This is a genomic window from Pseudomonas sp. NBRC 111130, assembly GCF_001320485.1.
GTDB classification, from domain to species: domain Bacteria; phylum Pseudomonadota; class Gammaproteobacteria; order Pseudomonadales; family Pseudomonadaceae; genus Aquipseudomonas; species Aquipseudomonas vlassakiae.
On sequence record NZ_BCBG01000100.1, the window covers coordinates 115578 to 128609 of the forward strand.

15 protein-coding genes are annotated in these 13032 nt (G+C 63.9%); 7 read left to right on the forward strand and 8 right to left on the reverse strand.

Annotated features, from left to right (window positions below; all coding sequences use genetic code 11):
- Positions 1 to 39 precede the first annotated feature (39 nt).
- Positions 40 to 966, forward strand: a complete 927-nt coding sequence (locus APH33_RS23325; RefSeq protein WP_054887403.1) for a MurR/RpiR family transcriptional regulator — start codon at positions 40 to 42, stop codon at positions 964 to 966.
- Positions 967 to 1011: 45 nt separating this feature from the next.
- Here APH33_RS23325 and APH33_RS27545 read toward each other — a convergent pair whose 3' ends face one another.
- Positions 1012 to 1155, reverse strand: coding sequence for a hypothetical protein (locus tag APH33_RS27545; RefSeq protein WP_218187138.1), 144 nt, complete (start codon positions 1153 to 1155; stop codon positions 1012 to 1014).
- Between APH33_RS27545 and APH33_RS23330 the strand changes: the two genes are divergently transcribed.
- Positions 1154 to 2008 (forward strand): LysR family transcriptional regulator, encoded by an 855-nt coding sequence (locus APH33_RS23330; protein ID WP_054887404.1) that lies wholly within the window; start codon positions 1154 to 1156, stop codon positions 2006 to 2008. The two genes, APH33_RS27545 and APH33_RS23330, sit on opposite strands and share 2 nt — an antisense overlap.
- 79 nt (positions 2009 to 2087) lie before the next feature.
- Here APH33_RS23330 and codA read toward each other — a convergent pair whose 3' ends face one another.
- The 5 genes from codA to APH33_RS23355 all read right to left on the reverse strand — a co-directional run bounded on the left by codA (position 2088) and on the right by APH33_RS23355 (position 8405).
- On the reverse strand, positions 2088 to 3329 hold the full coding sequence (gene codA, locus APH33_RS23335; protein WP_054887405.1) for a cytosine deaminase: 1242 nt from the start codon (positions 3327 to 3329) through the stop codon (positions 2088 to 2090).
- Positions 3330 to 3333: 4 nt separating this feature from the next.
- The gene (locus APH33_RS23340) at positions 3334 to 4551 is read right to left on the reverse strand and encodes a PucR family transcriptional regulator (RefSeq protein ID WP_054887406.1); all 1218 of its coding nucleotides are present in this window, start codon (positions 4549 to 4551) and stop codon (positions 3334 to 3336) included.
- A complete protein-coding gene (gene codB, locus APH33_RS23345) occupies positions 4548 to 5813 on the reverse strand; it encodes a cytosine permease (RefSeq protein WP_054887407.1) in 1266 nt (421 codons plus the stop codon). Before codB ends, APH33_RS23340 begins: the two co-directional genes overlap by 4 nt.
- A gap of 241 nt (positions 5814 to 6054) precedes the next feature.
- Entirely contained in the window at positions 6055 to 6951 is an 897-nt protein-coding gene (locus APH33_RS23350) for a DUF2950 domain-containing protein (RefSeq protein ID WP_054887408.1), read from the reverse strand.
- Positions 6948 to 8405, reverse strand: a complete 1458-nt coding sequence (locus tag APH33_RS23355) for a DUF3300 domain-containing protein (protein WP_054887409.1) — start codon at positions 8403 to 8405, stop codon at positions 6948 to 6950. The genes APH33_RS23350 and APH33_RS23355 overlap by 4 nt, the downstream gene beginning before the upstream one ends.
- A 238-nt stretch (positions 8406 to 8643) precedes the next feature.
- Between APH33_RS23355 and APH33_RS23360 the strand changes: the two genes are divergently transcribed.
- On the forward strand, positions 8644 to 8901 hold the full coding sequence (locus APH33_RS23360; protein ID WP_156352044.1) for a hypothetical protein: 258 nt from the start codon (positions 8644 to 8646) through the stop codon (positions 8899 to 8901).
- A 7-nt stretch (positions 8902 to 8908) separates the two neighbouring features.
- Here the strand turns inward: APH33_RS23360 and APH33_RS23365 are convergent, their stop codons facing one another.
- Positions 8909 to 9550 (reverse strand): VIT1/CCC1 transporter family protein, encoded by a 642-nt coding sequence (locus APH33_RS23365; RefSeq protein ID WP_054887411.1) that lies wholly within the window; start codon positions 9548 to 9550, stop codon positions 8909 to 8911.
- A gap of 26 nt (positions 9551 to 9576) precedes the next feature.
- On the reverse strand, positions 9577 to 9789 hold the full coding sequence (locus APH33_RS23370; RefSeq protein WP_054887412.1) for a hypothetical protein: 213 nt from the start codon (positions 9787 to 9789) through the stop codon (positions 9577 to 9579).
- 555 nt (positions 9790 to 10344) lie between these two features.
- Between APH33_RS23370 and APH33_RS23375 the strand changes: the two genes are divergently transcribed.
- From APH33_RS23375 to APH33_RS23390, 4 genes are all read left to right on the forward strand, one after another.
- A complete protein-coding gene (locus APH33_RS23375; RefSeq protein WP_054887413.1) occupies positions 10345 to 10596 on the forward strand; it encodes a hypothetical protein in 252 nt (83 codons plus the stop codon).
- Positions 10597 to 10674: 78 nt separating this feature from the next.
- Positions 10675 to 11058, forward strand: coding sequence for a VOC family protein (locus tag APH33_RS23380; RefSeq protein WP_054887414.1), 384 nt, complete (start codon positions 10675 to 10677; stop codon positions 11056 to 11058).
- A gap of 105 nt (positions 11059 to 11163) precedes the next feature.
- Positions 11164 to 11883 carry a TorF family putative porin gene (locus APH33_RS23385; protein WP_054887415.1) on the forward strand — a complete coding sequence of 240 codons (720 nt, stop codon included), beginning with the start codon at positions 11164 to 11166 and terminating at the stop codon, positions 11881 to 11883.
- A 194-nt stretch (positions 11884 to 12077) separates the two neighbouring features.
- Entirely contained in the window at positions 12078 to 12719 is a 642-nt protein-coding gene (locus APH33_RS23390; protein ID WP_054887416.1) for a cupin domain-containing protein, read from the forward strand.
- Positions 12720 to 13032: the final 313 nt, after the last annotated feature.

Genomic DNA, 13032 nt, shown 5'->3' on the forward strand with positions numbered 1-13032 from the left:
CCAGGCGCGTACGCCCATTCCTCCAACGTGCCGACCCCAATGCCGACATCTGCCAAGAACCTGACCATCTACGCTGCGCCGGTGATGCGCAAGCTGGCGGAGGCCGCCCCCCACCTGCAACCTTCGCTGCGCAAGGTGGCAGACTTCATCCTGCGTCATCCTTTGAAAGCGGCGACGCTGACCATCGAGGAGATGGCCGTTGAAACCTGCACCTCGGCGGCCGCCGTCAACCGCCTGGCCAAAGCCATCGACATGGGCGGCTATACCGGGCTGAAAGCCGAGCTGGTGAGCACCCTGCAACAGATGGTGTCGCCGGTGGACAAGCTGCGCAATGAACTGGCACAACGCCCGGACGGCACCTTTGGTCTGCACGAGCAGGTACAGATCGCCACCGGCAACCTGCACACCACCGGCAGCAACAACACCGCCGACACCTTCGAAGCGTTTGTCCGTTGCCTGACCCAAGCCCGCAAGATCTACATACTCGGCTTTGGCAACAGCGCATACATGGCCGGCCTCGCCGCAGCCAACCTGGTGCCATTCTGCGCCGATGCCACGGCGGTGAGCATGGAAGGTGGCAACGAGAACGCCGCTTACCGCCTGGCGTCCATCACCAGACAGGATGTATTGCTGTCGATTTCCCTGCCGCGCTACTCGCTCGACACGTTGCAGCTGTCGCGCTTTGCCAGCGAACGCGGGGCAACCGTGCTGGCGATAACCGATTCGCCCGCCTCGCCCTTGGCCAGCATCGCCGAGCATGTGCTGTTTGCCCCGGCCGACCACCCTGTGCTGATCAGTTCCAACGGCGCCGTACTGGCCCTTATCGAAGCACTGGTCGCCGGGGTGATGGCCCGCAACACTGAAGCGGTGCAATTGGCGTCCGAATTGACCGAAAGCGTAATGTCCTATCTGCACATGCCAGGCAAAGACAAACCCGTACGAAAACCGGCCAAAGGACGCAGCTGAGGGCAGCATCGCTGTACGATCGATTGCAGATCATGGGCGGCTGCGTCAGTCAGCGGTGAATGCTTGCGCAAGCCGATGCGGATCCAAGTCACCCAGGGCGCCGCACAGCTGCCTCGGCGCATGCTTGCCTTGCACATTGACAGGATCGATACTCATGGCCCTGCGTCCATAGCATTTATCGATATCCATGCGCTACTCACCTGAAGCCCTCGTCGCCTTCGTCGAGGCCGCCGCCCTTGGTTCGTTCTCCGCGGCTGCGCGCAAACTGCGCAAAAGCCAGTCGACCATCAGCATCGCCATCGCCAACTTCGAAGCCGACATCGGTTGCCCGCTGTTCGACCGCGCCGGCCGCCACCCCACGCTCAATGCCGCCGGCCATCAGGTACTGAAGCACGTCGAGGCGATCCTCGATGCCAGCGCCAAACTGGATGCCTTGGCCGTGCGCCTGGCTGACCAGGTCGAACCGCTGGTGTCAGTGGTGATGTCCGACAGTTACAGCGTCACCTTCCAGGGCGCGGCGATGGGCCGCTTCGCCGAGCATTACCCGCACACCGAACTGCGCTGCGGCCCCTCAGAAGACGCTGACGTGATCGACCTGGTGCAGCAAGGCCTGGCGCATATCGGCATCCTCGCCGCACAGGACCGTTACCCGGCCGATGTCAGCGTGGCACGCCTGCCCGAGCAGGCGGAATTCTGCTTGTATGCCAGCAGCGAACACCCGCTGGCGAAGCTGCCGGCGCTACAGCCAGAGCACCTGGAAAACGCGCGCCAGCTGTACATCAAGACCTACGCCGCAAGCCTGCCCCATGGCCACGGCCAGGCCTGGTCGGCACCGGACTACCTGACCTTGCTGGAGTTCGCCGTGCGCGGCTTCGGCTGGGCCGAACTGCCCAAGGCGCTGGTAGCGCGCTTCGGCAGTGGCCTGGTGGAGCTACCCATGGCCGGCTACCCACGGCGGGTGGCCATGGATGTGGCCTGGTCGCGCCAGCGGGCGCTGGGGCCCGCCGGGCAGTGGTTGGTGGGGCAACTGCTGGGGCGCTAGGCGCTCTCCCCGAAGACCAGGGCGCTGTTTCACGCTGGCTGGTATCAGTATTCGCGGTACTGATCTGCGGCGCGAGCCGTCAGGCAAGCCGTTCGACCTGCGCCGGCGTGCGGCGCATCAATACCTTGCCGTTGCGCACCGACACCAGCGCATGGCCCTGGCTACGAACCATCTCGTAGTCATCCGGCGCCGACAGCAGCAGCAGGTTGGCCGGCCTCCCGACCTCGATGCCATAGCGCTCGCCGAGGTTGAGGGTGCGGGCGCTGTTGTCGGTGATCAGGTCCAGGCTGCGTTGCAGGTCTTCGTAGCCAAGCATGTGGCAGATGTGCAGCCCGGCTTCGAGAATGCGCAGGATATTGCCGTTGCCCAGCGGGTACCACGGATCGACGATGGAGTCCTGGCCAAAGCACACGTTCATCCCGGCCCGGTCGATCTCGGCCACGCGGGTCAACCCGCGGCGCTTGGGGTAGCCGTCGAAGCGCCCTTGCAGGTGGATGCTTTCGGTGGGGCACGAGACGAAGTTGATACCCGACATCTTCAGCAGGCGGAACAGCTTGTAGCAGTAGGCGTTGTCGTAGGAGCCCATGGCCACGGTGTGGCTGGCCGTGACCCGCGCGCCCATGCCGCGCACCCGTGCTTCTTCGGCCAGCACTTCGAGGAAGCGCGACTGCGGGTCGTCGGTCTCATCGCAATGCACGTCCACCAGGCAGCCGGTGCGCTCGGCCAGGTCCATGAGGAACTTGATCGACGCCACGCCCTGGTCGCGGGTGTTCTCGAAATGCGGAATGCCGCCAACCACATCGGCGCCCATGGCCACCGCTTCGGTCATCAGCGCCCGGCCATTGGCGTATGACTCGATGCCCTCCTGAGGGAACGCGACGATCTGCAGGTCGACCAGGTCGCGCACCTCGTCGCGCACCTCGACCATGGCCTTGAGTGCGGTCAGCTTGGGGTCGGTGACGTCGACATGGGTGCGCACGTGCTGGATGCCATGGTCCACCAGCATGCCGATGGTCTTCTTGGCGCGGGTCTTGATGTCGTCGTGGGTGGTGATTTCCTTGCGCTCGGCCCAGCGTTCGATGCCTTCGAACAAGGTGCCACTCATGTTCCACTTCGGCTCGCCCGCCGTGAGGGTGGCGTCGAGGTGGATGTGCGGCTCGACGAAGGGCGCCACTACCAGGTTCTGCCGAGCGTCCAGGTCAGCCGCGCTGGCCAGTACGGCCACGTCAGCCTGCGGCGCGATGGCGGCGATGCGCTCGCCGTCCAGCTCGATGCGGAACAGGCCGGGCTTGCCACGCAGGCGGGCATTGATGATGTTCATGGCGTTACTCCTTACCTTGGGCTTCGTTCAGGCGCCATACCAGCATGGCAACAGAAGCGTTCATCCGAAACAGCGGGTCGTCAAGGGACTGCCCGCTCAGTTGTTCGATGCGTTGAATACGTTGGTTGATGGTATTGCGATGCAGGCCCAGGCGCTGGGCGGCCTTGAGCCCGTTGCCGTTTTCCTTGAGCAGGGCGTCGAGGGTGTGCACCAGCACATGCGGCTGCTTGCGTGCAGGGGCGATCAGCGGGCCCAGGGTCTGGGCAACGAAGTCATCGATCAGCGACCGGTCGAAGATACCTTGCAGCAGGCGCAGCACGCCAAGCTCGCCGAAGTCGCAGAAGCCGTTGGCCGGGTGCAGCTGCTGCGCCACCTCCAGGGCCTGGCGCGCCTCGCTGAGCGCCTGCCGGTAGTGGGCGCAGTCGGCAGCCAGGCGCGACAGGCCCATATACAGTGCCAGTTCCCCCACCACCGCGGCCAGCTGCCGGTGCAGCGCGGCCAACGTCAACGGCAGGTCGGCGGCATCTGCCAGCAACAGCACCTGCAGGTCGCCCGGCAATTGTGCGGTGACGGTTCCCGGTCGCTCGCGGCACCAGGCTTCGAGCTGGTCTGCCAGAGCCTGACGGGTAGCCTGCCAGAGGCGCTCGCCCTGGGCCAGGCCATGGCGCTCGAACAGCTGCTCGACGTGTAGCAAGCGCAGCGCCACCACGCGACGCGGCTCATCCAGTGCCAGTTCAAGGTGCGCCGCACGCTGGCGGGCAATGGCCAGGCTCGGGTAGTCACCACTGAGCAACTGGCCGAGGATATCGTTGCGCGAGCGGCGCACCTGGTTCATCTGCACAAGGGCCGTGCCGATCAGGTGGGTGACGATCACCATCTTCAGGGCATAGGGTTGCTCGATCAACGGCAGGCCCAGTTGCTCGGCACGGGTAATCACTGCCGGCGGAATGGTCTGGATGAAGGTGCCGCCCGTGAGGATCACCATCCCGGCAATGCCCACCGCCTCGCCATCCTCGACCAGGCTCAGCAGATTGGCCTCGCCACGCGGGTGATTGATGCCGGTGACGAACACCAGTTCGCCGCCCATCACCCACTCGGCGATGCCTTCGTTCTCGGCCACGTAGGGCCAGCGCACCCGCCGCTGCAGGTTGCGCGCACCGGCACGCACGGTCATCTCCTGCAGGCCCGGCAGGTGCAGGATCTCGTTCAGCGCCAGGCTCACGGCTCGACGCCCGCCTGGCCCAGCGCCCGGCGCCGGCCGCTGACCTCAAGCAGGACGATGTAGCACAGGGCCGAGGCGCCAATGCCTACCAGCGGCGCGACCCAGGGCGAGGCGTAGGCCAGCAGCGCACCCAGCGCATAGGCTCCCAGGCCCAGGAGGTTGTAGCGCGGCAGCTGCACCGAGGCCAGCGCCGGGTACTTGCCGCGGTGGCGGTACCAGAAATCGGCCATGATCACCCCGCCCACGGGCGGAATGATCGAACCCAGCAACACCAGGAACGGGATCAGCATTTCATACATGCCACCGATCGCCAGCACGATGCCCACCGCCGCCGCCGCCAGCGTGGCGGAGCGTCGGCGCTCGCTGCGCAGCAGGTGACAGGCCGCTGCCGAGACGTTGTAGATGGTCGGCCCCTGGATGGTCCACAGGTTCAGGCAGAGCATCACCACGGCTGCGAACGACAGGCCTTGCAGCATCATCACTTCGACGATGTCGGCCTGCTGGTAGACCATCGCGCACCAGGCCCCGGCCACCACCATCAGGCCGTTGCCGAGCAGGAAGGCGACGATGCTGGCCACCACCGCCACCCGCCCGCTGCGCGACAGCCGGGTCCAGTTGGTGGCCTGGGTGGCCCCGCTGGCGAAGGTGCCGAAGACCATGGTCACCGCTGCCGAGAAGGTCATGGTTTCATGGGGCACCACCGCGGCCAGGCCGGCAAAGCCCCCGGCATCGGCGGTGGCGATGTACATCGACACCAGCAGCAGCGCGAACATCAGCGGCACCGACACCCGCGACAGCAGGTCCAGGCCCTTGAAGCCGATGATCGCGGTAATGCTGAAGCCCAGGCCGAACAGCACCATCAACGGTACGGTGAAGCCACCCGCCAGGCCCAGCAGCTTGACCAGCACGATCGCCACGGTCGCAGTGCCCCAGGCGTACCAGCCAAGCTCCGCAAAGCCCAGGAGGAAGTCGGAAAGCCGGCTGCCCGCCTCACCGAAACAGAAGCGCCCCATCAGCACGGTGTTCAAGCCGCTGCGTGAGGCGATGAAGGCCAGGGCTGCGGCATACAGCGCCAGCAGCGTGTTGCCGATGGCGGCGACCCACAGCATGTCGACGAAATTGAAGGCCATGCCCAGCTTGCCACCGGCGAACATGGTGCCGGTGAAGAAGGTGAAGCTGAACAACACCATGGCAATGGGCAGCAGCCCCTTGCGCGAGGATGGCGGGGCTTCGCATAGCGGGAATTCGGTAGTTGAGCTCATGGCACGGTGCTCCGGGTTGTCGTTGCGACCAGGGGAGCAATATGCGGGCCGCTTTTGCCTTGCGCGATAAACCGGAAATTTGCGGGCACTCGGCACAACCTTACCGGTGCACCCTGCACACTTTTTGCCTGATTGCTTGATCCAACCTGTGCGATCAGACCTGTATTGAGGCAGGCGCGCACCAAAGCGGAACAGCACCGGGCAGTTTTCACCCAGCCTGGCGCAGTGCGCGCACTGCCCTTCATTCGCTGGCGTTGACGTCTACCTCTTTCCAGCTGTCATCCGGGTCGAAGCGCTTCATGGCTTTGGCAATCTTGTCGCCCTGCGGCCCCAGGTCCTTCTCGAACACCTGGCCGTCGTGGCTGATCATGAAGCTCATGACACCGCTGTCGTTGTACTTCGCCGGCCAGGCGACCAGGGCGAAGCCGCGGCTCATCTGGTTGCCGATCAGGTAGCTGTACGCGCCGCCCGGTGCCGACGGGCCTTGGCCATCGAGGATGCGGAAGTGGTAGCCGTACCAGGCATCCCCTAGCACATCCTTGCCGAACAGCGGCCCCAGCGGGCTGATCTCGCCGCCCGCTTCGTCTTCCCAGAACAGGCCGTCATGCTTGCCTGGCGTGCTGAAGATCTGCTGGGCATATTCCAGCGCGCCGTTGCCGTTGCGGTCTTTCGAGGCGTAGTCCATCTGTGCGTCGTGATAGGCAAGCACCGACTGCAATGCTGCCAGCTCGTTGCGGCCGATGCGCCGGGCACGGATTTCGGCGCTGCCGGCCTTGAGGTCGAAGCGCCAGCCATTGCCAGCCTTGGTCAAGGGGATGGGCAAGGTCCAGTGATCGGGGCCCACGGCCAGGATGGCCTTGTTGTCGCCCTGCTTGTCGATCCGATGCTCGGCCTTGTACTGCTCCAGGAAGGCATCGACATCACTGCGCTGCACGCCCTCACGAGGGATATAGGTGCGCCAGTCATCACCCAGCAACTGCGTCAGGCGCGCTTCGTCGGCGTGCTCGACGCCCAGCGCCTGAACGAACGATTCGACGGCTTTCTCCGGCGTCGGGAACGCTTCCTGCGCCGCGGCCAGGCTTGTCCAGGCCATGCCCAGGCCGATCAGCACCGTTGCAATAGTTGTCCTGGTGTTCATCGACGGCCACCTCCACCACCGCGGCGCGCCGGGGCGCTAGGCCTGGATATCTGATGCCCCGCTGCGCGCGAGGAGTTGGGCCGCTGGGCGAACGACTGGCTGATACGGCCGCGATTGGCCTGTGCCGTGGTACGCGACGGTGAACGCACGCCGTCGAAGGCATTGTTGCGGGCGCGGCCTGCCGTGTTGCTCGGGCGGTTCTGCGCGGCCTGACGGGCCTGGCCTTCACCCTGCCGGCGCTGGTTGACCTGGTTGCGCGCCTGCTGGTTGTCGCGGGTGTTATCACGCGCGTTGCGCGGTTCTGCGCGGCGTGCGTTGTCGTTGGCGCCTTGCATGCGATTGCCCACACCGCCCTCGGCGCGGGCCTGGCGTGCACTGTCGAGGGCCTCACGGTTGCTGGTAGCCGGGCGCTCGAAACCCGCACGGTCCATCGAGCTGCGGGCACGATCACGGGCCTGGGCACGCTGGGCATCATCGCCACGGAACGCAGCACGCTGGTTGGCCCCGTCGAGCTGGCGACCGTACTGCTGGCGGCTGCGGTTGTCGCGGTACGGCACGCCATCGCGGTGCGCGGGGTTGTGCTGCCACTTGTTCTGGTTGTTGGTGATGCGATTGTTGCCGTTGATGTTGTTGTAGCGATTGACGTCGATATCGACATCGCCGTGGTTCCAGTCGCAATCGCCCCACACCGAATCGATGATCGCCACCCCGGCGCCGAACGCCAGCCCGGCCATCAGCGCGGTGCCCGCGTAGTACATCGGCGACGGTGGGTAATACACCGGCGGCGAGGCCGGATAGGCCCAGGTGCCGTAGGTGGTGGTCGGGTTGTAGGTGGGCACGTAGACCACCTGTGGGTCGGCCGGCTGAATGATGATGGTGCTGGTCGACGCGCTGCTGGCAGGCGCGCTCTGCGAACTGCCCGGGCTGGCCGTGGCCGCTGCGGGCGCGGCCTGCACGGTGACGTTCTGGTACTGGTTGCTGGTCAGGTTGCCAGCCGCCTGGGCTTGGTGGCGCAGGCGCTGGACGCCGGCCATGACATCATCGGGCTGGGCCAGGAAGGCGTCGCCCAGGCGCTGGACCCACACCGGGTCCTGGCCTAGCACCACCAGCACCTGCGGGAACGCCACCAGCGACTGCACGCTCGGGTCCCAGGTCTGGTTGGCCACCTGCTTGACGGCGTCATCACCCTGGGCCTTGGGGTTGGCCTTGGACCAGGCCACCGCCTCGGTCACCTCGCCCGGGTAGGTCGACGCCATCAGCACCTGGGCCAGCAGCGGATCAGGGTACAGGGCGATCGGCGCGAGCATCTGGTCGAGTTGCTCCTGATTGAACACTGCCTGCTTGGCTTCGGCAGGCGCCGGGTCGGGCGCCGGCACATCCTCGGCCAGCGCCGGGCTGACAACACCGTTAAGGCACAACACGACCGACAAGACGCATAACAATGGCATGCGCATCGCATTCCCCATCTGGCCATACCGCGTTAAAAGAGTGGATTGCAAACCGGGCAGTCGCTGCCGTGCGATAAGGGTAGCAAAGGCGCCATTTTCGACCACTTTTGCGTATTGGATTTCAACGCACTAATGGCAACCCTGTTTACTGCCTTTAATTTTAAATCGCCTATCGAAACGCAACTGTACTTAACTTGCCCTGAGCGCTTCGCGGCATTAAAAACACCCAGCAGGAGGCCCGATCATGGCAACTTCAAAAGCCTGTCGTTTTTGCATGGCGCTGTTGTTGTGCACCACGACGTTACAGGGTTGGACGGCTGTTACCGATCGCGCCGAACGGCGCCAGCAAGCACGCGAAGTGCGCCAGGAAACACGCCAGGATGCGCGCCAGACCAAACAGGACTGTCGCCACGCCGACCAGAAGAGCAACGCCGGTTGCCGACAGGACAAACGCCACACGAAACAGCAAGGTCGCGAACGCGCCCGGGACATCAAGTACTGAGCCTGCATCAGCCCTCAAGGGCGATGATGGCCAGGATCAGCGCCACCCCCACCAGCGACATGATCACCCCCGTGAGCAGTCGGCGCCCGCCGGAATAACGGGCCAGCAGCCAGCCGGCGAGGAACAGCATGATCAGGGCGACCAGGTTCGACACGCGAATGGCGGTGCCGGTATGGGCGACCACCAGGAACGGTATGACCAGCGGGAAAGTCGCCAGCACCACCAGCAGAAAGGTCGCCAGGGCCGCCTTGAAGTCCTGCAGGCCAAGCCGCGCCGGCAGCGGTTGCTGGCCGTTGCGCAGCAGATGCACCCTGAGCAGCTCCAGCCCGTTCTCGTCCACCACCTCACCGATGCGCGCCGGCAGTGCATCGGCAATCAGCTGACGCCCCTCCTGCCCTTTCTCATCGGCAAGCAGCCGGGCCAGCAAGGTGCGGCTGCGGGTCCGCTCGGTCCAGGTGCGCAGCAGATAGATCACCGCATCGGCAAGGCCCCAGGCCAGGTTGCAGCCGAAGGCCGCAATCAGCATCAGCCTGGCATCTTCGCGGCCGGCCGTGGCCACGCTCAGCGAGCCGGTGAAAGTGGTGGCCATCAACAGCCCGAACATCACTTCGGTAATACGATCGATGGGTTCCAGTGCACGCCCGCTCATATGTTGCCCTCCCGGGTTGCCCTGAACTAACGGATGCCATGTCTCAAACGAGCATGTTGCGCATTCCAGTACTTCAGTGTTTCTTGCGGCAATTGATGAGGCGCGTCGACCCGCTCTGCCAGCTTGCTGGCAAAACTGTGCGCCGAATCCTGAGTTGGAAAGGTAAAGGTCATGCCACAGGCATGCACACGCCAGCTTGGCCGTCCCTGTTCGCTGGCCTGTTCGATAAGGAAGTTCATGTTGCGCTCCTGCTGGCAGGCAAAGCGCCACGGCAATGTTTTTCCAGCGTAGCGCAACGGCGCAAAGCCTCAACTAACCAATCATTATCAACCACCATTTGACATTCGCTTTGCATCTACCTGCGGGGGCCTCCCTTGCCGGATGAATCAACATGAGGATTGCGCGGCAGTGAAGGGTCATCGGTAGCGGTCCGCATCAGCGATGCGGTTATCGATTTGGTCAGGTTGAATCAGCGGTTGCAGCAAAAGGCAAATATCCAGACGAAAGTTCCTGCAGTGTTTTAGGAAGCGCTCAACCTTTCTGAGAATTGATTCCTCGTTAGTTCAGGCTCATCTTATGGTTAGGGCCGCTCTACGACCCATCGCCGCGGCGAGCCAGTTCCCTCGTACTTTTCGCAAGCTTCGGCATTCAAGAAACCAGTGGGACAGCATCCAGACGGAGGACTTGCAGCAACCTTAATAGTCACTATCGACAACACCAATTTCTACCCATCGCCATCAATCAATAACCTAGCCCCATCGATTCCCACCGCCCGAATCATGGAGCTTCCCCCGATGAACACCACGGCCCGCCTGCTGCTCGCTACCCTCTGCGCCACCGCTATCGCCGTGCTCACCGGTTGCGCCAGCCACCCGGAACTGCGCCCTTATACCGCCGAGGAAACCCGCCAGTTGCAACTCGAATCCATCCAGCGCCAAGGCCTGTCGCTGGACGAATACGAACTGCGCAAGCGTGTCATCGAGCGCTCCGCGAGCCAGCAAGTGGTCACCGATGTCGCCCAAACCCAGCCTGCAATCAAAGGCTGAGTTGAAAGAGCGGCTAACCGCACTATCATGGCCCTGCCCGGACTGATCGCCTTCAGTTCCTGTCACCGAGGCTGGCCAATGATCGATCACCTGGACCACCTGGTCCTCACCACCACCGATGTCCAAGCCTGCACCGATTTCTACACGCGGGTGCTGGGCATGCAGCTGGAAACCTTCGGCGATAAGCGCCTGGCACTGCGCTACGGCAACCAGAAAATCAATATCCATGTCCGCGGCCATGAGTTCGAGCCCAAGGCGCATCTGCCGGTACCCGGAGCCCTGGACCTGTGCTTCATCAGCAAGGTCAGCCTGGAACAGGTGATCGCTCACCTGCAGCAGATGCAATGGCCCATCATCGAAGGCCCCGTTGCACGCACTGGCGCAACCGGCCCGATCCGCTCGGTGTACGTCCGTGACCCTGACCTGAACCTGATCGAGATCGCCGAACCACTCGTGGTTTGAACGGCCCTTGACCAATGGTCGAGTAAAGGCCACCGCCGGTAGCCTCCTGGCGGCTGACGCAGGTATCCTCGACCGCTCAAGAGCAAGCCTTCCAGGACGGTGACCATGACCAGGCCCCTTCTCTTGCTGACTGTTGCCCTTCTCTCGAGCCCGGCACTGCACGCGCAACAGATTCAGCGTCAATTGGGCGATTTCGACTTCAAGCTCGGCACCACGCCCTCGCGCAGCATGGCCCAGGGGCTGATCTCGCCGAGCGCGGTGGGCGCCTTCCACGGCGGCCTCGACCTCAGCCACCCCAGCGGTTGGTATATCGGCCAGTACGCGCCGAGCATGGGCGTGACGCCCGACTCCACCCTGCGCCTGGACAGCTACACCGGCTACAAGCACCACTTCGACAGCACCCTGGGCTATGAAATGGGCCTGATCCACTACAGCCAGCCGAACATCGCAGGCCCCGACAGCTACGCCCTGTACGGCGGCATCTCGGTGCTGGGCAGCCGCTTTGGCGGCGCCTGGCGCGACAATCCGGACAACCGCACCGGCACGCTGTTCGCCGACTTCGGCCAGTTGCCGCTGTTCGATGTCGACCTCACCGTCAAGCTCGCCCACCACCGCCTGGGCACGCCTTTCACGATCGGCGACGGCAGCCAGATCAGCGGGTTTTCCGACTGGTCGCTGGAGCTGTCGCGGCCATGGCTGGGCATCGACCTGAACCTGATCTACAGCAACTCCGACCTCAGCGGCAGCGGCTGCGACGCCTATGCCGGCATCAACACCTACTGCCAAAGCATGGTCACCCTGAAAGCCCAGCGCAGCTTCTTCTAACGCGGCCTTAGCGCTGGCCAGAGCCGGGATTTGTTACCTTGACCGGCGATGGCGGTAGTGCGGGCACTGATGGTGTTGACACGTCTGAGATAGAAATTCTTGTTTGTGAGTGTTTTAGAGGCTTTATAGAGATCTCACAACAGCTGATCATAGGTGAGTACCTGTTCCGACCTTTCAACATCAGGAAAACCGCCATGCTTCCGGACCGCCTGAACGCCGACCTGGCCTTGCCCGCCGTCATGCACGGTGCCGACCTGCCGTGGCTGGCCAGCCCCCTGCCCGGCGTCGAGCGGCGCCCGCTGTTTCGCATCGGTGGCGAGAAGGCCCGTGCCACCAGCCTGGTGCGCTATGCCCCCGGCAGTCATTTCAACGCTCACCAGCACCCTGGCGGCGAGGAATTTGTGGTGCTGGAAGGTGTGTTTGAAGATGAGCGCGGCCAGTACCCTGCGGGCAGCTATGTGCGCAACCCGCCTGGTAGTGCTCACGCGCCACGGTCTGGAGAGGGCTGCACGATCTTTGTTCGCCTGCAGCAGTTTCATCGTGAAGATGGCCAACAGCTGGTCGCAACGTTATCGGCGCTGGGCGATCAACTGCTGTTCTCGAACGCCCATGAACAGGTGTATCTGAAGCACGTGCAACCCGGCGCCGCTGTCCATCTGGACAACCCGCGTGGGCTGGAATGTCTGCTTCTGCAAGGCAACCTGGACGGCGCGGACTTCAGCCTTCAGCCGCTGAGCTGGATGCGCCTGCCGGCAGGCACGCCTTTGCAGGCAAGCGCCGGCGCTCAGGGTGCTCGTCTCTGGATCAAGGACGCAGCACTCACCCTGGGCCTCTGATCTCGCGCTGTACGCCTCGCCCCCCTGCTCTTGCTTTTGCTTTTGCTTTTGCTTTTGCTTTTGCTTTTGCTTTTGCTTTTGTTTTTGCTCTGCTTTTGCTTTGGCTTCTAAGCGCGCGATAGTTCAGGCGACGCAAATTGCGACTTCAGGAGGCCGAACGCAGGTCTTGCGGAGGGAGGTGACGGGCATGGATGCCCGTCAAGCGCTGGGCCCCAGGATGGGGCCTGCAGCGCGGTCCTCCCGGGAGCAAGGCCGGAGTGAGGGGACCCCGGAGCGCAGCGCAGGGGCCGGATGATGGGAGCGGGCGGCTTTG

Bases quoted from the DNA above. Each gene is read 5' to 3' on its own strand.
- APH33_RS23380 (WP_054887414.1), top strand. From the start codon at position 10,675: ATGATCGATCACCTGGACCACCTGGTCCTCACCACCACCGATGTCCAA.
- APH33_RS23375 (WP_054887413.1), top strand. From the start codon at position 10,345: ATGAACACCACGGCCCGCCTGCTGCTCGCTACCCTCTGCGCCACCGCT.
- APH33_RS23385 (WP_054887415.1), top strand. From the start codon at position 11,164: ATGACCAGGCCCCTTCTCTTGCTGACTGTTGCCCTTCTCTCGAGCCCG.
- APH33_RS23350 (WP_054887408.1), bottom strand. From the start codon at position 6,951: ATGAACACCAGGACAACTATTGCAACGGTGCTGATCGGCCTGGGCATG.
- APH33_RS23370 (WP_054887412.1), bottom strand. From the start codon at position 9,789: ATGAACTTCCTTATCGAACAGGCCAGCGAACAGGGACGGCCAAGCTGG.
- APH33_RS23355 (WP_054887409.1), bottom strand. From the start codon at position 8,405: ATGCGCATGCCATTGTTATGCGTCTTGTCGGTCGTGTTGTGCCTTAAC.
- APH33_RS23365 (WP_054887411.1), bottom strand. From the start codon at position 9,550: ATGAGCGGGCGTGCACTGGAACCCATCGATCGTATTACCGAAGTGATG.
- APH33_RS23325 (WP_054887403.1), top strand. From the start codon at position 40: ATGCCGACATCTGCCAAGAACCTGACCATCTACGCTGCGCCGGTGATG.
- APH33_RS23330 (WP_054887404.1), top strand. From the start codon at position 1,154: ATGCGCTACTCACCTGAAGCCCTCGTCGCCTTCGTCGAGGCCGCCGCC.
- APH33_RS23360 (WP_156352044.1), top strand. From the start codon at position 8,644: ATGGCAACTTCAAAAGCCTGTCGTTTTTGCATGGCGCTGTTGTTGTGC.
- codB (WP_054887407.1), bottom strand. From the start codon at position 5,813: ATGAGCTCAACTACCGAATTCCCGCTATGCGAAGCCCCGCCATCCTCG.
- APH33_RS27545 (WP_218187138.1), bottom strand. From the start codon at position 1,155: ATGGATATCGATAAATGCTATGGACGCAGGGCCATGAGTATCGATCCT.
- APH33_RS23390 (WP_054887416.1), top strand. From the start codon at position 12,078: ATGCTTCCGGACCGCCTGAACGCCGACCTGGCCTTGCCCGCCGTCATG.
- codA (WP_054887405.1), bottom strand. From the start codon at position 3,329: ATGAACATCATCAATGCCCGCCTGCGTGGCAAGCCCGGCCTGTTCCGC.